An 18,722-nucleotide genomic window follows, 5' to 3' on the forward strand; every position below is an offset into this window, starting at 1 on the left:
ACTTTTTATATTACCAACAAAAAAGCACCCAATTAATAAATTAGGTGCCTTCTATTTTTATTCGCTATTATTTTAATTGGTTTAACCTTTTTTTCGTTAATGCCCCCGGTCTCCCGTCAGCTATTAAACCGTTTTTACGTTGGAAGTTTTTCAGTGCATTATCTGTTGCTTTCCCAAAAATACTATCGACTGTTAATTTGTATCCAAAACTGTTCAATGTGCGTTGTAATGAACCTACATCAGCACCTCTGTCGCCAACTTTCAACACTCTAGATGATGTAAATTGGACTTTTGGTTTTGCTGATGCTTTTTCTACTACCGGTTTTGGCTTCACAGTGGGTTGGTTGTATGCCTTCATGTAAGCCATTGACATCCAGCCGGTTTTACCATTAACTCTTCCGTATCCCCAAGTTACACTTCCTACTTTTCGGGTATTCGTAATCGTTACCTTCGTGCCTTTTTTAGCGTTTGTTAAGTACCTATTTTTGGCACCTGCTGCTGATCTTACGTTTAAATTCGCTGTTGTTTCGTATACATTATTATTTGGTTTAACTTCTGGCTTTGGTGTTACTACTGGTGGTTTTGGTTTCACTGTCGGTTGGTTATATGCCTTCATATATGCCACCGACATCCAGCCGGTTTTACCATTAACTTTTCCGTAACCCCAAGTTACACTTCCTACTTTTTGCGTCTTCGTGATTGTTACCTTCGTGCCTTTTTTAGCGTTTGTTAAAAATTGGTTTTTAGCCCCCGGACCTGATCTTACGTTTAAATTCGCTGTTGTTTCATATACTTTATAATTTGGTTTAACTTCTGGTTTTGGCGTCGGCTTTGGTGCCGGTGCCGGGTTTGGTTTTACTGCTGGCGGTGTTGGCTTTACTACTGGCGGTGTTGGTTTCACCGTCGGTTCATTGTAGGCCTTCAGATAAGCCATTGACATCCAACCGGTTTTACCATTAGCTGTTCCGTACCCCCATGTTTCATTCCCTACTTTTTGCGTCTTCGTGATTGTTATCTTCGTGCCTTTTTTGGCGTTTGTTAAAAAACTATTCATGGCTCCTGCGCCTGATCTTACGTTTAAATTCGCTGTTGTTTCATAAACTTCACCTTCAGGTTCAACTTCGGGTGCTGGAGTCTGTTCTGGTTCTGGTTCTGGTTCTGGTTCTGGTTCTGGTTCTGGTTCTGGTTCTGGTTCTGGTTCTGGTTCTGGTTCTTGCTCTTCCTTGAATCCTGAGCTTGTACCCTTAGCTGGTAAATCTAATGCCTTCGCTGTTCCTACACTGTGTGCAACCGCAATATCATTAATGAAGTTCTCATTTTTTAATAGCGCCGCGTCTTTTGCATTATCAATAAACATAGTTTCAGTTAATAATGATGGCATGTTTGTTTCTCTTAAAACATGATAGTTGGCTTCTTTAGAGCCTCTATCTTGTACATTATATTTCATTAAAACTTCTTTTATTTCTGCATGAATTACCTGTTGAATTTCTTTCGATTCTGCTTCTACGCTTGGGGGTTGTACCATTCGACCATTGAATGTAAAGTCTTCGTATCCCGTTCCCCCACCTGCGTTGATATGTATTGATAAGTAGATATCAGCATCCCACTCATTAGCCATTCTCGAACGTTGTGTCAATGATACGGTGGTGTCTGATGTTCGTGTCATCATCGTTTCTACATCATAATTATTGTTCAAATGGTTATTAATCAAAGTTGCCAGCTTTAACGTTAAATCTTTTTCACGTAGCCCGTTACCTATTGCGCCCGAATCATTTCCACCATGTCCGGCGTCAATCATTACTTTCTTAAATGGCTCCTCCGCACTTACCGTTACTGAAGTCATTCCTAGACCGATGCCTAGAACAACAATCATTACTGCCACTAATCTTTTCACGCTCGTTAACCCCTTATTTAATTATTATGGTGAAATATTTATGGTGGTAGGTTTTGTATTTTCTTCCTGACAATAACAGCACCCGAAAGTCCTTTCCATCATTACACCACTCTATAACTTTTAGTCTATCATAATTAAAAATGATACACCATTACTTTTTGCCCAGTATCGTATCAGTTGAGTAAAAATAATGCTTAGCCATTGGTACTGACCAAAAAGATAGGACAAATAGGTTCTAGCAATTAAAAGAAAACGTCATATCCCTTAATGGGTGGATGCCTTAAGACAAAAAAACAGGCTGCCTAAACACAACTAAAATAGTGTGTCTTGGCAGCCTAATGAAGGCGTTTATATGTGTTTTTTATCTATATAAAAGTCTACTCAATGCATCTCTTTATTACTTAACGATCGTAATGCATTGCAACACGACGAATATTTAGCAAATGTTTCGCGCTGATATTATCTGTCGTACTGCTACCTCCAGCAGTTCCACAACCTAATGTTAAAGAAGGATTTAGCATGGTTGTCGCACCTATTCCGCCAAGCGTACCTCCCGTATTGACAAGGATACGTGAAGCGTTAATGGATAAGCCGAATGCTTCAACCTTTGCTTTGTCAGTAGAATGTAAAATTGCCGTATGCCCGATTCCTTCAATATTTAATAATTGACTCACTTTCTCTACGCCATCTTCCCAATTGTTAGCTATATATAACGGAAGAATTGGCGCTAACATTTCACGTGAGTAAGGATTATCTTCGGAAATAATTGTTTGCGCTACAATAAGGATTGTTGCGCTTTCTGGCACATCAATTCCTGCAAGCTTCGCAATAACAGATACAGGTTTCCCAACAATTGCAGGATTTAGCGTGCCATTTTCACGTATAGCTATTTTGCTTAACTTCTCTACTTGTTCGTCATTTAAGAAGTAAGCGCCTTTCTCAAGTAAAGTCTTCACAACTTCATCTTTTACAGCTGCTTCTGCAATAATAGATTCTTCAGAAGTACAGATTACCCCGTAGTCGAATAACTTACTTGCCAAAATATGTTCCACAGCTTGTGCTATATTTGCTGTTTTCTCTATGAAAGCTGGCCCATTTCCTGCACCAACACCAATTGCCGGATTTCCTGAAGAATACGCAGCTTTTACCATTTGGCTGCCGCCTGTCGCTAAAATAATCGCTGTATCTTCATGCTGCATCATACGCTCTGTTTCTTCTAAAGAAGGTTGTTCAATTACTTGAATCAGTCCTGCAGGTGCTCCCGCTTTTACAGCTACCTCTTCAATCCGGCGAGCTGTTTCCACGATGCTTTTAACAGCTGCTGGGTGAGGAGAAAAGACGATCGCGTTTCTTGTTTTTAATGAAAGTAATGCTTTAAAAATCACTGTGGACGTCGGGTTTGTCATCGGGATTAAAGCCGCGACTACGCCCATCGGTACAGCAATTTCATATATTCCTTCTGCTTCATCATGATGGATGATACCCACTGTACGTTCATCTTTGATGGAAGAATAAATCGCTTCACTCGCGAATAAGTTTTTCGTTATTTTATCTTCAACTTTTCCAAATCCTGTTTCCTCAAATGCCATTTGCGCTAGTTCTTTGGTGATTGCTGTCATTTCAGCTGCTACCGCATCGACAATTTTATCGACTTGCTCTTGGTTAAATGATTCATATTTTTGTTGTGCTGCCTTTGCTTCTTCAATTAAAACCGTTACTTCTTTCGTCATTACTTGTGTCATGTTAATTCCTCCTCTAAATGCTATACATTAATTATAAAGCGCTTTCATTACTCCTCGTTAGGACTTTCCTGTTGTTAAATAGTCTTTTCTTGTGTTTATACTGTTTCTTTATGTCTTTAGTTCACATTTATTCCTATTTTTCTCCTTTCTAGTAACATTAGTAACAGAAGAATAGAAATAGGGAAATGAGGAATTATAATGTGTAATGTTCTATTAGCAATCCCCGGTACAGAGGATCGACGTTTTCTTCTGGACATTTTCACGGATCACTTTTTTAACGTTACTTTTACCCGATGTAAAACACAGCGATGAAGCTTATTACTTACCTAATATAGAACAAGTCGATATATTAATTTTAGATTTAAGTAATGCTCCCGAACTAACTTTTAAATATAAAATGAAGATCTTGAAAGTACAACCGAATGTTAAAGTGATTTTATTAGATGATCAACAAAACGCAGACCATTTACAACTTGCACTGCGTAGCGGAGCAATTGATTACTTGGTAAAACCTTTACAAGCAGATGAATGTAAAGCTGCTATCCATCGTGCAATTGTTTCACTCAATCAAGTTTCGCTGCTCTATATTAACAGCGCTGATGCTGGGGCAGAAAAAAGTAATAACGCCCACAAAATGATTCAGTATATCCACCAGCATTATGATGATGAAGACTTGTCTTTAGAACGTTTGGCAAATAAAGTCCAACTAGATTCAACTTACGTAAGCCGAACGTTTTCAGATATTGTAGGCATGCCTTTCACGCAATATGTGATGCATTACCGAATCGAACAAGCAAAAAAGAAACTTCAACTTACTGACTTAAAGGTTTCCGATATCGCCGAGCAAGTAGGTTATTCGAATATCACTTATTTCAGCAGGGTTTTTAAAAAGGCTACACAATACACCCCGACCCAATTTAGAAAAGTATTCGAAGGTAAATATGTACCTGCCGACTTTAACTATGTAGCGCAAGTTTTGAACAACACAAATTAGCAAGCCTCTAAACTGAAAGTAGCATGCTGCACAAACTTTATTCCAAAGAAAAAAACCTTCTAGAGTGAAGGTTTTTTCTGTTTCTTTCGTTGATTCCACATATCTTCAGCAGCTCCTGAGCCTAGGATTACGCCTACGATGATGATGAAGAGACCGATTATATGTCGACCTGTGATGATTTCGCCTAGGAATAATGCAGATCCCATTAAGGAGAAAATCGTATTGAAGTTAATGAATATCGCGGCTTTTGATGGGCCGACTATTCCAACCGAATAGTTGTAGAGCATGTGTCCTACAGCGGTTCCAATGATTCCACTAGCTGCGAAACCTAGCCAAAACAGTCGAGGTACCTCTGCGAATGCTCTTATTTCTCCGGGTTCTTGAATAACGGCGATGATAATTAAAACGAAGCTACCGATTACCATCATATAGGCGGTCAAGAGCCGTGGATCAATTGTTCTAGCCGCTTTTGAAATGACTAAAAATGACAAGACTTGCGCCAAAATCGCAAGGAAGACGAATATATCGCCTAGTGCAAGACTTGCGGGTCCGCCGCCTGCAAGGACAACGGAACCAACGCCCGTGAGCCCAAGTACGAAACCAGCCCATTGTACTTTAGATGGGTAGTTGCGGATGATGAGCGATACTAAAACAGCAGTCAGCACCGGACCCGTTCCAAGAATGAGTCCCGCATTTGTACCGCTCGTACGATAAAGGCCCATATTTAGAAAGTAATGGTGTAGGACGACGTTTAAAAGTGCCCCAAGTATGATGTATTTCCATTCATTTTTAGTGGGTAAGCGAACTAATTTAAACGCAAATAAAATAATGAATACCGAGATACCTGCCAGTAGAAGTCGGAACGCTGTCATCGTTACTGGTTCTATGTGTAGGAGGAGATATTTTAGAAGAGGTAAATTTAAGCCCCAAATAAGCATTGCGGTCGTTAGTAGTGCGTAGATTCTCCACATATAAGCGTTCACTCCTGATTTTAATATGTCTTTTTCATTGTGCTATTTTGGGGGTTACTTAGTATACTTTGAAGTAGTTGCGATTTCCCTAAAATGAGTTATATTGGCTGTGCTTAGTTCTGGATTTAATTCCGGAAAACAACCTGCTTTATGAAGGTTGCTTTCGTCTTTTTCTCTGTTTCCACAAATCTTCTGCGGCCCCTGATCCAAAAATCACACCTGCAATAATGAAAATCAGTCCAAATAGATGGAGTAACGTGATCACTTCACCTAAGAATAACGCTGAGCCAACTAGGGAGAATACCGTGCTGAAGTTTATGAATATCGCAGATTTCGATGGGCCTACCATTCCGACAGAATAGTTGTAGAGCATGTGTCCAATAGCCGTTGCGACAAGGCTACTCGCTAGAAACACTGACCAGAAAATAGGTGGAACTGCGGCGAAGGCCTTTATTTCGCCAGGTTCTCGTATTAAACCAATTACTACTAATATTGTTGCCCCAATGACTAACATATAGCCCGTCATCAGTCGTGGATCCAGTGTTTTGGCTGCTCTTGAAACGACTAGGAACGACAACACCTGTACAAGGATTGATATAAATATATAGAAATCACCGATTGAGGCACCACCTATTTCTCCACTCGCAAGAACGATAATGCTCACGCCAAATAGCCCAGCAAAAAAACCTATCCACTGCACTTTCGATGGATAATTACGGAAGATAAGGGACACTGAAATTGCTGTAAGTAGAGGCCCTGTACCAAGAATTAACCCCGCATTTGAACTCGTTGTACTCATAAGCCCAACCGTTAGAAAGTAATGATGGCCGACAACATTCAGCAATGCGCCGAGCACAATTAATTTCCATTCGTCTCGTGTCGGCAGTCGAATGAGTTTAAATACAAAAAGTATTATAAACACAGTAATCCCTGCTAATAAAATACGAAACGACGTCATTGTAATTGGCCCGATATATACAATCAGGTATTTTAGTGCGGCCACATTCAATCCCCAAGAGATCATGACCCCTACAAGTATCGCGTAAATCTTCCACATAACGGTCGTCTCCTTTAATTAAAAGATTACCCGTAACGATGGATGTATACTGTTGGATCGCCCTTACATACCTTCATGGACAGTTATCTAGTATACATCATTTATGTCTACGGGGCTAACAAGTCGGAGCACTACGGTTCACCATAGGGCGATTGCACCGTCTGTTCTCGATTCTGTGCCGCCTGAGAGTACGCCTGTTTCTGGGTCCCGCCAAATGATTTGGCCGCGCCCGAATGATCCTGAGTCCAGTGTCGGTCGAATGTTGTGGCCTAGACGCGTTAGGGCTTGTGCAAGGTGATAGGGAAATCCTGGCTCAACGTCGACGGTGTTTTCTTCAACCCATTGCCAACGCGGTGCATCGAGCGCTGCTTGTGGATTAAGTTTGTAATCGATGGTATTTATAACGACTTGGTAATGGCCTTGCGGTTGCATAAAGCCCCCCATAACGCCGAACGGGCCAACTGCTTGTCCATCTTTCGTTAAGAACCCTGGAATAATGGTGTGGTATGTGCGCTTTCCTGGTTTTAGCGCATTTGGTGCATTTGGGTCTAATGAGAAATCAGCACCGCGGTTTTGTAGCGAAATTCCTGTGCCTGGAATGACGATCCCTGATCCGAAGCCCATATAATTCGATTGGATGAAGGACACCATATTCCCCTCGTCGTCTGCGGTCGCAAGATAAACCGTGCCGCCTTTTGGCAATTCCATTGGCTCTGGCAGTGTTGCTGTTTTTTTGATTTTTGGGGCGCGCAGTTTTGCGTATTCTTGTGATAATAAATAATCGGTTGAAATCGGCATTGCATCTGGTTCTGTAATGAATGCTAAGCCGTCTGCAAATGCGAGTTTCATCGCTTCGATTTGCTCGTGTAAAGAGTTTGTTTCGTGTTGATTAGGTACGTTGGTTTCACTTAATATATTGAGTGCCATTAGCGCGATCATCCCTTGGCCATTCGGTGGAATTTCCCAGACATCGTAGCCGCGGTAGTTTGTTGAAACCGGTTCGACCCATTCTGGTTTGTAGCTTTCCAAGTCTGATTTCCGAAGATAGCCGCCGTGTTGTTGCATGAACGTATCAATTTGATCTGCCAGTTCTCCTTTATAGAAGGACTCCGCATTTGATTCGCCGATTAGGCGCAGTGTTTCGGCATGTCCTGGTGATTTCCACATTTCACCGATTTCCGGTGCACGACCATCTGGCGCGAATGTTTTAAACCACTCGTCGAATTCTGCTGTTGTGAACGTTGATTTAAAACGTTTGTATGCGATCTTCCAGTACTTTCCGAGAATTGGTGTCAGGGGGTACCCTTCTTCCGCGTAGCGAATTGCTGGTTCGAGCGCTTCTTTTAAAGATAATTTCCCGAATTTACGCGACAGTTCAGCCCATGCTGCAGGAACGCCTGGAACGGTAATTGGCGTTAAGCCGTGAATAGGCATCTTTTCATGTCCCGCCGCTTTTACAGTATCGATTGTCAGTTGTTCTGGTGCTGGGCCTGATGCGTTGAGTCCGTGAAGTTTGTCTTTCACCCAAACGAGTGCGAACGCGTCGCCGCCAATTCCGTTTGATGTTGGTTCAACCACCGTAAGTGCCGCCGCTGTTGCGATTGCAGCATCTATCGCGTTTCCACCTCGCCGCATAATTTCAATACCTGCCTGCGCTGCAAGTGGTTGTGACGTCGCCACCATGCCTTTCTTCGCGAAAGCTGTGTGTCTTAGTGATGGATAGGGATTGTATAAGTAATCCATTGTGTGTTTCCCCTTTGTAGTCATTTATTTTTCGTTCCTAAATAATACAATAGCTCCATAAATAGTGCCGCTATGATTCCGACAAGCATCCCGTTTGAAAGGATCGGTTGGACGAGTTGTGGCAATGTGCTAAAAGTAACTGCTGGAAGCGACATAATTGCTAACCCTAGTAAAGTAGGAAGGGCGATTCGGTAAACCGTTTTCGGATTGAAAGATAACCCATCTATGTTTTTAATAGCCGATCCAAACAGTTGTATGTAAGCGACAAATAGCACTGTGTTTCCGACACTTTCCGGAATTGTAGAGAAAAAAGCGCTTAATTGCGGGCTCATTCCTAACATGATGAATAACAGTGAGCCAATGAAAAACGGCGCGCGTTCGCGAATTCCTGTTGATTGCAAAAAGCCTATAGATGACGCGTACGGTGCATACGGCACAAGGCCAAGTACACCTGCGAATGTTGATAGTGAGCCCGTCATGAAAAATGAAGCCTTGTACTGGGCAGGGGTTGTCTCTTTTTCGAAAATAGCTTCGGCCCCTTTTAATGTTGCGATTGTGTTCGTTGTGTTGAGTAACCCGGTAATGACGACCGTTATAATGATCCCCCACTCAAACGCTGGCTGTCCCCAAGGGAACCATGTGAGAAACGGCGTTGTATGTATTGTTTCCGTCGCGACTATCGGGAAGAGTTGAACGGCCACAATCCACCCAATCGTCATACCAATGAGCAAGTTTAAACTACTAATAATCCCCTTGCCCTTCACATGAATGAGGATTGTAATCGCTGCGAGTACAATCGAAAAAATAGCCACTTTCACATCGATAGAATTACTCGTATTCAGCCCAAGCATCCCTTTCAAAAATATCGTGATCAGTTGATTGGCGAGTAATATAAGAAAGACAAACATCACGATTGGCGTAAACCATTTTTTCAACAACTCGCCGATGCCAAGCAACCCAAAGACTGCCACAAGCACACCAGAAATAATAATCCCAACAGCAATACTTCCACCTACTGTCGCAAGTTCAAGATTCATCGTGCTTGCTGTTGCGGCTAGGCTCAGAATAACGCCCCACCAAAGTCCAGATTGCCCTTCCATTAACGCCAAACGATGTCCGATAAAGCCCTGCAACAAACAAGCAATCCCAGTAAATATAAAGGACCGCTGAATGGCCGATACAATTTCAATTTGGTCGAGCTCAAATGCGCCACCGATCGAAATTGGAATAACGACGGTATTTGCGAACATGAAAAATAACCATTGAAAACCTGCCAAAAATGTAACTGTCTTATGCATTGTCCGCGTTCCCATTCACACTGCCCCTTCATGATTAAGACTACTCTATATTGGTATTCTTACGATATTAGATAACTAGTTTACTGAATTCATTATACATTAGTATTGGTTGTTTAGGGAGACGAAATAGATATTTTGGGATGGATGCCGCGAGTAGGAGATTTACTAGTTTCCTCCATATAAAAAACGCTTCATATATCGCGAAGCGTCTTCTCATCTTTCATTATATAGTATGAATTTCTTCGCTCCCCTCGCATTTCGAGGCTTGATTTCGCAAGTAGCCGTGTGGCGATATTACGATCTTGCATTTTGGTGAAATAGCGGAATTGGCGATTGGTCATTTTGCTATTGATTAACATAAACCAATCTTTTATCGCATCTTGATGTTCTGTTTTACCAGTATATTTGCAAGGTGGACACGTCCATTTTTGATCAAGCCATTGCATGCCTATCCGGGAACAATTCGGACAGATGACCCCTGTTTCAATTTCTGCGGATGTGATTTTCATTGTGGATAGTATTGGAAAAGGATTGTATTCTTCATGGTATCTGACCATTTCATTCGCAAGGTTCCTTATTTTGATTTTGGTCAGTATGGGAGTATCCACGGTTAACGTCCGTAAGTAGGCTGGTATCTCATAAGCAAATGCTATTTTTGTTCCTTTAATGTCGGTTACAGTCAATTCGTTGGAGTAGGCAAATGCGACAACTTTTCTAATAGGTATTTTTATTTTTCGTTCTAAAAGCCACTCAATTAGATGAAATGCTTTTCGCTCTAACTCCGCAACTGGACTGGTTAACCCTTTCCTAGTGCCATCGCTTGATACTTTAATAAACTGAGTTGGATTTGAGGATAGGATTAATTTTTCTCCGATATTTTTCGCCTCGAAAATGATGATAAATGCTGGGGTTATTAGAATTGAATCCATTTCAAAAAATATGCCATTTTGTTTCAAACATATGCCATGCAAAATTGCGTGTGGATATAACGGTTGAAACTCGGTCATTTTCTTATCAAAATGCTGCTCTCCTCCGAATCCTGCTCTTCGATTGTAAATCTCTCGTTGAATACTTTTCAACTCTTGATGATTAGTCGATAATCGCTTTTCAAGAGCCTTTAATCCTTGAAGTTTTCCGGGGATTGTCCGCTGTTTATAGATCAAATTAGATCACCTCTCAAGTAGCATAGCAAAAGGCGTTGCGAATTAATAGAGTATTTGGCGAAGTTGAATTATCACACGCTGATAGTGGTTAAAACGGCGTTTTGTATGGCTGAAGGTGGGTGTGGGGGTGTCGGTGGTTGCGGTTTTATGTGCGGCGGATTGTTTATGCTCGGTTAATCGTCTTTATGCTCACTTCCGGTGGAGGTATGCTCGCTTACCACGAGTTATGCGCGGATTTACAGCCTTATTGCTCGCGGCGAAGGATTATGCTCGATTAATCGGAGTTATGCTCACTTCCGGTGGGGCTATGCTCGCTTTCCACGAGTTATGCGCGGATTTACAGCCTTATTGCTCGCGGCGATGGATTATGCTCGATTAATCGTCTTTATGCTCACTTTCGGTGGGGCTATGCTCGCTTTCCATGAGTTATGCGCGGAGTTACAGCCTTATTGCTCGCGGCGAAGGATTATGCTCGGTTAATCGGAGTTATGCTCACTTCCGGTGGGGCTATGCTCGCTTTCCATGAGTTATGCGCGGAGTTACAGACTTATTGCTCGCGGCGAAGGATTATGCTCGGTTAATCGTCTTTATGCTCACTTCCGGTGGGGCTATGCTCGCTTTCCATGAGTTATGCGCGGATTTACAGACTTATTGCTCGCGGCGATGGATTATGCTCGGTTAATCGTCTTTATGCTCACTTCCGGTGGGGCTATGCTCGCTTTCCATGAGTTATGCGCGGATTTACAGCCTTATTGCTCGCGGCGATGGATTATGCTCGGTTAATCGGAGTTATGCTCACTTCCGGTGAGGGTATGCTCGCTTACCACGAGTTATGCTCGGATTTACAGACTTATTGCTCGCACGCCGCTTAATTGCTCATAAAATCACAAAAAAATCCACCCCTCGATAACGCTGAGGGGTGGAAGTTGTTACTTATTCGTTAATAGCAGTGAAGCTACCAGTTTCTTTTGTTTTGAATTCGAATTGACCTTTTTTGTATGATGCTTTTAAAGGTTTCTTTGAATTCGGTTCGTGGACTGCTACTTTCTTATCGTTTTTCAGTTTTGATTCATCAATCGATAACACAATATCGATGTGTGCTTTAAAATTCTTAAGCGCTTGTTTATTGTCTCCAAAACCACTTTCAATAGCGATTGAATAAGTTTCGGAAATGGCTGCTTCTATTGCACTTGAGTCACTGTTTCCAAGTGTAATTGTTGCGCCGCCATCAGCTGCTTCCGCTAGTTTTCTAACGTCGCTTTGTTTAAATGCGAAGCTAGCTCCATCACTTTCGATGACTAGATCTTTCTTCGACTTTTGAATTTCTGCCAGTATTGACTCTGTGAATTCGACTGCAATTTCATCTTCGTATGCTGGTACGTTGAGGATGATTTCTTTTGCTTTTTTGTCATTCACATATTTCGAAATATCTTCATCCGAAACGACAAACCTCTGTTCTTCCGGAGGTGTTTCTCCTGCTGCTACCTCAACTGCAATTGCCGCATTGAAGTCTTCGTAGCTTACTGCAATTTCCGTGTTTCCAGCATCGACTGCTGTAACATTTCCGTTTTGGACTGTCGCAACCGCGTCATTCGAACTTACGAATGTTGCGTCTGCTGTTACGTCTTCTTCAGAAACAGTTCCGTCTGCTGCTGTAGTTGTTTCAGTTAAGATTAATTGTTCTGTATCCCCTACTGTGAGCGATAGACTTTCAGGTGTTACAGAATACGTAACTACATCTGGTTCTGGCTCGCCGTCGCTTTCGTAGATTGTTTGCTGTGCTTTATTGCCAGCAGCGTCTACATATTTTACAACGACGCTTTCTGTGCTTTGATTCAGCGTAGCGACATCGAATGTGAATGAGCCATTTTTCTGAAGCTCAATGGATTCTGTTTCGACGATTTCTCCGTTCGCTGTTACTTCATAACTTGCGTTTAGTTTAGTATTAATGGCATAGCCGAGTCCGTATTTATCGAGTTCAGTATTGTACTCGATATACTTGTCAGTGATTTGACCTGTTGCCGTCGTTCCTGAAATTGCGCCTTCAATTGTACCTGCCTCTGATTTGACGACAATTGGCCCAGCATAGTCACCAATAACTGGTGGATTTCCTGAAACTGTCGTCCCTGTGAAATCGATTGTATATAAACCATCAGGAATTGTTGTTGCTGGTTCAGATGTCCAAGGTTTGTACTGGCCCGCAATATTTAGCGTGTAAGAACCCGCTCCAAGAGAAGCTCCTGCATGCACGTAACCAATGTACCCGTCGCCAAATGGTCCGCCATCTGGATTCATAATATCCCAAAGCTCAATAAAGTTCGTCGTTACATCACCTGTTAATTTGAACGATAGCAAAGCTGAATCTTTGTAGCCATCGCCGTCAAACGAAAGATCTGTTTCGCTTATCGCCATATCTTCAATCGCTGCCGCTGCCGCTCCTGCGAAGTCCGCTGCGAATGGTAATGAAAGAGCTGTGTCCACACCATCAATATGGATGTATCCTAAAATTTCATCCCCAGCTTTCGTAGCTGCTGTTTGCGGTGCAGTTAATGTCACAGTTAGTAATTGTTCGCCGGCCAATGTGAATGAAGATTTATCGACTGTTACGGTTGCATCTTTAAATGCTTTTGTCACATCGACTGTCACATCGTAATTTCCGCCAACGCCTTTAAGATCTTTGACGAGAATTTCTTTTGTAACTGAAATATTTCCTTCTTTAAGGTTTTGCGGACCGAATGTAACTGTCCCTTTAAGATTTTCTACACTTTTGCCGCCTGCTTCCGGGATTGCTTGATCGACTCCGTAAGCAAGTACATTTGCATGTGCCGCCGCATGTGCTTGAACTCGTCCCGCACCTTGCGCCATAACATCATATTTGTCTGTATCTAAAACTTTAGCCGTATTGGACAGCGCGACTTTAACGTCGAATGCGTTCCAATCAGGATTTGCTTGTTTTACAAGTGCTGCAATGCCTGCAATATGCGGCGTTGCCATTGATGTACCTGTTTTCCTTGTGAAAGCTTGTTCATATGACACTTCCGGGAAATCTGCTTGGTACATCGGAATTGTCGACATAATATTTGTTCCCGGTGCACTTACATCTGGTTTAATATCAAAGTTCGGAACGGATGGACCGCGTGAACTTGAATTGTTTACTTCATCTCCGGCAGTTGTTGTGCTTTGCACATTGCCGAATGAAACCTTACCGTCTGCATTCGCTAATGCTGCGCGAATTGCATCACCGTCTGTTTGAGACATATCCGCCGTTGGAAGAAATGCAAAGTCATCTCCAAGGAATACATCCGAAATACCCGGTGCGTTTGTGCCGCCTGCAAAGTTGTGAATAATTGTTGCGACAGCACCGTTCGCTTTTGCATTTGCAATCTTATCAACAAATGCGATAGCACCACGCGAGATAAGCGCGACTTTACCGTCAACATCGATTCCGTCAAAGTCAGCTTCGTTCCCATTTCCAGGAACTGCGACTAAGTCGAACTCGCCTGCCAATTGACTCTCAAGGTCCATACCGTAAGTTGTTGACATAAAGTTAAGTTGTTTCGTCAGGCTGTAATCCCCTGCTTCAACTGAGAGCTCAACGTCATACATCGTTTCAGGGTTCGTCGTGTTTCCAACAGCTATGCCAAACGGCGCTGTTGCAGGCGTTCCCATTGTGCCACGTTTAGGACCCGAGTTTCCTGTTGCAATGACGCCGATTGTTCCAGCAAGCATTGCGTTATTAATCGCGTATGAACCCGCGTCACTTTCTGTGTTCGAACCGCCACCAAGTGATAGATTAATAACGTCTATTTCTTGTTTAACAGATTCTTCAATTGCTGCAACTATTCCTGATGTCGATCCGCTACCATAAGCGCCAAGTACTCGGTATGCGTAAAGATCGATTTTCGGTGCGATTCCTTTAATTCCGTATTGGTTGGCACCGATTGCAGCAATTGTTCCTGCAACGTGCGTTCCGTGGGAAGTATAGAATGAACCGCCATTCGCATTAAATTCAGGTCGGTGATTCGGACGATCTAGTGGTGACGTTTCAGAAGCATCGTCAGCCGCACGTTCGCGGGCATAATCATTGCCATTGTGCGGAACAAAGTTCTTTCCACCTTTGTAGATGCCTGCAAAGTCTGGGTGATCTTTGTCAATCCCAGTATCGAGAACAGCTACTTTAATTCCTTGACCTTCAATACCTTCAGCCCAAAGTGGCTCAATGCCAAGGAATGGAATACTTGTATCCATTGCTGGACTAACTTGTCCTTGTTCTTTAAGTTCTGAGAATACTTGTCCGTCTTCTTTAGCTAACTCATCCTCATATGCGTGAACTTCCGTATCCGGTTCGATAAGTGTTACCCCATCGAGTTCAAGTAATTCATCAAGTTCATCCGCTTGAACAGTAGCCGCGAATCCGTTTAATACGGTGTTGTAGCTAAACTTTTCTTTGAATTTTATCTTCTTTGTTTTCATTTCTTTTTTAAGCATTGCTTGTTGTGCGTTTACATTAGATTTAACCTTTTTTTCATTAGCTGCTGTAAACTTCTGTCCTTTAAGTTCTTTAATGCCTTGTTCAAGTGCAGCAGGATTTTCTGACAAGTGGATAATAACATCCACTTCCTGATTTCCTTTCAAGTTTTCCAAGTCTGCGTGTAGTCTCGGAAGCTGATCGGACAACTGCACTTGTTCTGCAATTGCTGCTTTCTGCTGTATTATGCTTTCACTTTGGTTCCCCGTTTTAAACGGTTTAGTTTTATCATTTGCTGATACCGATGAAATAGGTGTCAGTAATGATAGAACCATGACGATTGCAAGAAAAGTACTGAAAAACTTCATGAGCCTGTTTTGCTTCAAGATTCATTTCCCCTTTTTCTTGTATTTGCACTAATACAAATTGTGCGACACCCGAATCATAGCATAAGAGAATTCAAATTAAATGTAATTAATTGATAGTTTACTATTTTTCAAATAAATCATTCTAAAGTTTTTTCATGACTAGTTACAATGACATAGTGATTCCTAGTAACTTGTTAACTTAGTAGTCCTATTAATCTATAAAATGCACATACATTTCGATAGGCGAAACAACTCACACAAAAATCCATGTCGGATTGGTGTTTATATCCAAATAATCATTACGAGAATTCGACAATTATAAATTGAACGCAAAAAACCACCCAAGGTTCCCCCGAGCGGCTCGTTTTCTATTCTATTTGACTAAGATATACTCCAGATAATCTTTCCAACTATATGATCGCCATTCGGCTTTTTTCGGCATATAGGAAGGCATTGGAAGAAAAACACTTGTTGGTTCTTCATAATAACTAAGCCTCGATGAAGGTACGACGATTTGACCTAATGTTAAGCCTTCCGTAACTACCGCACGTGTATTTGATACAAACGGTGTTGTTACAGTAACCTCAACTGCTTTACCAGAACCATTAATTATCGTTGCTTTTCCTAACTCTTCCTCTGAACGCCGCAACCATTCTTCTTTCAATGATACTGCGTCCTTGGCCTCGTTAGTGACAATAACCGCATTAATGTTATTTCCGTAAGGTACAGACTGTAACTCATTTTCCGTTATCATTTGTACCTCATAATAAGCCAATGGATTTGTCGCCTTATCGGCATCTAGCGTTTTGTATGCTTCACTCACTTCATTTTCTTTTACAGGGATTTCCGAAACAGACAGCACATATCCTTCTTTCGCTTCATCTAATCCATTTCCCTGTAAGAGAACGGAGTCGCCTTCTTCAATATCTTGCCATTCATTATCTTTTGCGTAAGTTACCGCAAGTTTTTCCGGACTTAATATATCCACGGCAAGTTTCGATCCGTTGCGCGTCACATTTGAAACAATCCCCTCGACCGGACTGACAAGCGCAGGTCGCGCTGGATTTTGTGCTAGTTCGGCAGCTGTCACAACAATGCTTTGATTAATTTCCGATAGCTGTTGCTCTACCGCCGCAATTGCTTGGGCATATGAACCTTCTTGCGTTACATCGATTTCAAAGTTGATACCTAGTCCAAGTTTAATTGTCGTTTCCCCGTCTACTTCAGTTACGTTTTCTTGGCGGTCTACCGCAGAGGAATTAGTCGACTCTGCACCTGATTGCGCGGTCATTAAATCGGCAAGCATGGATTTTACATCCGTTTCTTGCTGTAATAGCGAGTTATGCTTCGCCAGCAATAACTCCTGTTCGCTGTCCACTCGCTCCGTATTCAACAAAGCAAGTTCATCGCCAACATTCACTGCATCCCCCTCTGATACTACCCAGGATTCAACCTCATCCTCGCTTCCCGCATAAACTGTATACGTTTCCTCCGGTGATATTAATGCCTCTTTCGACATTTCTTCGCGGAAGTCACCTAACGTCATGCGCTCAAACGTCTTCACATAAACCGATTTTGGGATCACACTTTTTTCACCAAACAATAAATAGAAGTTGATTGCTAGAAAAGAACTAACGACAAACGCGATTGATATATTCATATACTTATTCAATGCCAGCACCCCTTCCAGTGATCATATCAAGCAAACTTTCTACTGGAATAAATCCTACGGCCGCTGTAATTAACGCCATCGTAATATGGATTAGGATCAACGCCCATAGTAGACGTTTCCTTTGGGTTAACTGCGTATAAGTAAGTATAAAACGATATTGAAGTGCAATGATAAGGGCAGTTGTAATCGTTAATTGATTTAGAAATAAAATTAGGTAATGTGTATCAAGATAGGTTTCAGCTAGTGGACCAAACGACAGAAAAGACACATTGGCAGTAGCACCCTTCACTGCAAATATGAGAAAAACTAATCCTTTTTCCATTAGCAGTAAACCAGTTATCAATAACTGGAAAGGCAAGATTTTTTTATAGGGGATCCGCGTTATTATATTCAATAGGTAAGAAAAACCAAACAAATGAAACGCTATGTAAATAATTGCCCAACAAAGCGCACCGAATAGAACCGCATAACGCGCGATTGTATAATCGGCTGTTGTCATTGTTGTTAAAATTGGTGTAAGCGATTCGCTACCCATTCCCCACCAACTGCGGAATCCAAATAATAAAAGCCCCACTAAAAAGACTAGGACGACCCTAAGATTGAACCCTCGCATAGTTGCGGTTTGTAGTTGATTCGCCAAATGATGCGGATTTGTTAGGTAATGTCTAAAAGTAAAATTAAAAAACATGATTGCAATCCCCTATCATCAATATATAATCTCTCTAACACTCATTCTATCAAATGTAGCACAAGTTGTAACACCTAATGACTATATATGCTGAATAAATGAATATAATATCCAATTGATTACAGTGGAAAGCGTCAGCCAAAGATTGAACTGTAACTATCCACACTGCCCGTTTCAATCGAATATCAACGTGAATAAAGCAATTCGGACTTTTTCAACACACTGCTTCATAAATTCCTTTTTTGCCCTACCTAGAATCACGGGAAATCAAAATCCAGGAAATATCATTCCGCTTATTTCCCGGGAAATCGACAAAAGAGCGAATCCTTAAGAAATATGATGGAACATTATCATTAAATCAGGAAGACCCCTTATTCGAATCGACAAGCACTGCGTTATTCATCCTCATTCTACACCCCTACCCCAATTCCCTACCATATGAATCAATTTCTCATTTTGGTTATAAAGATGAATGATAAGTGCGTGAACGTTATGTACATTCTTTATTTTCAACCATATTATAAGACCAGTCTAGTTGATTGGAGTGGAAGGCGGCGTCTCCTGTGGGATTAGCGAACCGAACGACGTAGGGTTCGGTTTGTATAATTTCTGTGTACTTTACAGAAATTATACATGTACTTGACCGAGACCCCACAGGAGCGAT

At 41.8% G+C, this 18,722-nt stretch carries 14 protein-coding genes; 4 read left to right on the forward strand and 10 right to left on the reverse strand.

The genetic code is table 11. The features are described 5' to 3' along the window. Positions 1 to 67: 67 nt before the first annotated feature. Positions 68 to 1,894, reverse strand: a complete 1,827-nt coding sequence (locus KSU66_RS09250) for an N-acetylmuramoyl-L-alanine amidase (protein ID WP_269051152.1) — start codon at positions 1,892 to 1,894, stop codon at positions 68 to 70. A 401-nt stretch (positions 1,895 to 2,295) separates the two neighbouring features. Beyond that, positions 2,296 to 3,636, reverse strand: coding sequence for an aldehyde dehydrogenase family protein (locus KSU66_RS09255; protein ID WP_269051153.1), 1,341 nt, complete (start codon positions 3,634 to 3,636; stop codon positions 2,296 to 2,298). A 397-nt stretch (positions 3,637 to 4,033) separates the two neighbouring features. Between KSU66_RS09255 and KSU66_RS09260 the strand changes: the two genes are divergently transcribed. Beyond that, positions 4,034 to 4,630: a helix-turn-helix domain-containing protein gene (locus KSU66_RS09260; RefSeq protein WP_269051154.1), complete on the forward strand. Its 597-nt coding sequence runs from the start codon at positions 4,034 to 4,036 to the stop codon at positions 4,628 to 4,630. Between the two features lie 59 nt (positions 4,631 to 4,689). Here the strand turns inward: KSU66_RS09260 and KSU66_RS09265 are convergent, their stop codons facing one another. The 5 genes from KSU66_RS09265 to KSU66_RS09285 all read right to left on the reverse strand — a co-directional run bounded on the left by KSU66_RS09265 (position 4,690) and on the right by KSU66_RS09285 (position 10,862). Continuing rightward, positions 4,690 to 5,601: a DMT family transporter gene (locus KSU66_RS09265; protein WP_269051155.1), complete on the reverse strand. Its 912-nt coding sequence runs from the start codon at positions 5,599 to 5,601 to the stop codon at positions 4,690 to 4,692. A gap of 148 nt (positions 5,602 to 5,749) precedes the next feature. Further along, complete coding sequence (locus KSU66_RS09270; protein WP_269051156.1) at positions 5,750 to 6,658, reverse strand: DMT family transporter; 909 nt, start codon at positions 6,656 to 6,658, stop codon at positions 5,750 to 5,752. Between the two features lie 138 nt (positions 6,659 to 6,796). Further along, positions 6,797 to 8,401 (reverse strand): gamma-glutamyltransferase family protein, encoded by a 1,605-nt coding sequence (locus KSU66_RS09275; RefSeq protein ID WP_269051157.1) that lies wholly within the window; start codon positions 8,399 to 8,401, stop codon positions 6,797 to 6,799. A 20-nt stretch (positions 8,402 to 8,421) separates the two neighbouring features. Further along, on the reverse strand, positions 8,422 to 9,714 hold the full coding sequence (locus KSU66_RS09280; RefSeq protein WP_269051158.1) for a uracil/xanthine transporter: 1,293 nt from the start codon (positions 9,712 to 9,714) through the stop codon (positions 8,422 to 8,424). A gap of 176 nt (positions 9,715 to 9,890) precedes the next feature. After that, complete coding sequence (locus KSU66_RS09285) at positions 9,891 to 10,862, reverse strand: nuclease-related domain-containing protein (protein WP_269051159.1); 972 nt, start codon at positions 10,860 to 10,862, stop codon at positions 9,891 to 9,893. Between the two features lie 226 nt (positions 10,863 to 11,088). On the opposite strand from KSU66_RS09285, the gene KSU66_RS09290 reads away from it, so the two are divergent. The 3 genes from KSU66_RS09290 to KSU66_RS09300 are packed head-to-tail and all read left to right on the forward strand — an operon-like array spanning position 11,089 to position 11,645. Then, positions 11,089 to 11,241, forward strand: coding sequence for a hypothetical protein (locus KSU66_RS09290; protein WP_269051160.1), 153 nt, complete (start codon positions 11,089 to 11,091; stop codon positions 11,239 to 11,241). A 49-nt stretch (positions 11,242 to 11,290) separates the two neighbouring features. Further along, entirely contained in the window at positions 11,291 to 11,443 is a 153-nt protein-coding gene (locus tag KSU66_RS09295) for a hypothetical protein (RefSeq protein WP_269051161.1), read from the forward strand. 49 nt (positions 11,444 to 11,492) lie between these two features. Next, entirely contained in the window at positions 11,493 to 11,645 is a 153-nt protein-coding gene (locus KSU66_RS09300; protein ID WP_269051162.1) for a hypothetical protein, read from the forward strand. A gap of 150 nt (positions 11,646 to 11,795) precedes the next feature. Here KSU66_RS09300 and KSU66_RS09305 read toward each other — a convergent pair whose 3' ends face one another. The 3 genes from KSU66_RS09305 to KSU66_RS09315 form a co-directional block, all read right to left on the reverse strand. After that, entirely contained in the window at positions 11,796 to 15,716 is a 3,921-nt protein-coding gene (locus KSU66_RS09305) for a S8 family serine peptidase (protein ID WP_269051163.1), read from the reverse strand. A 355-nt stretch (positions 15,717 to 16,071) separates the two neighbouring features. Continuing rightward, positions 16,072 to 17,370 (reverse strand): efflux RND transporter periplasmic adaptor subunit, encoded by a 1,299-nt coding sequence (locus KSU66_RS09310; RefSeq protein WP_269051164.1) that lies wholly within the window; start codon positions 17,368 to 17,370, stop codon positions 16,072 to 16,074. Beyond that, positions 17,363 to 18,058: a hypothetical protein gene (locus KSU66_RS09315; protein WP_269051165.1), complete on the reverse strand. Its 696-nt coding sequence runs from the start codon at positions 18,056 to 18,058 to the stop codon at positions 17,363 to 17,365. Before KSU66_RS09315 ends, KSU66_RS09310 begins: the two co-directional genes overlap by 8 nt. Positions 18,059 to 18,722: the final 664 nt, after the last annotated feature.

The sequence above is a fragment of the Sporosarcina sp. G11-34 genome (assembly GCF_026931025.1).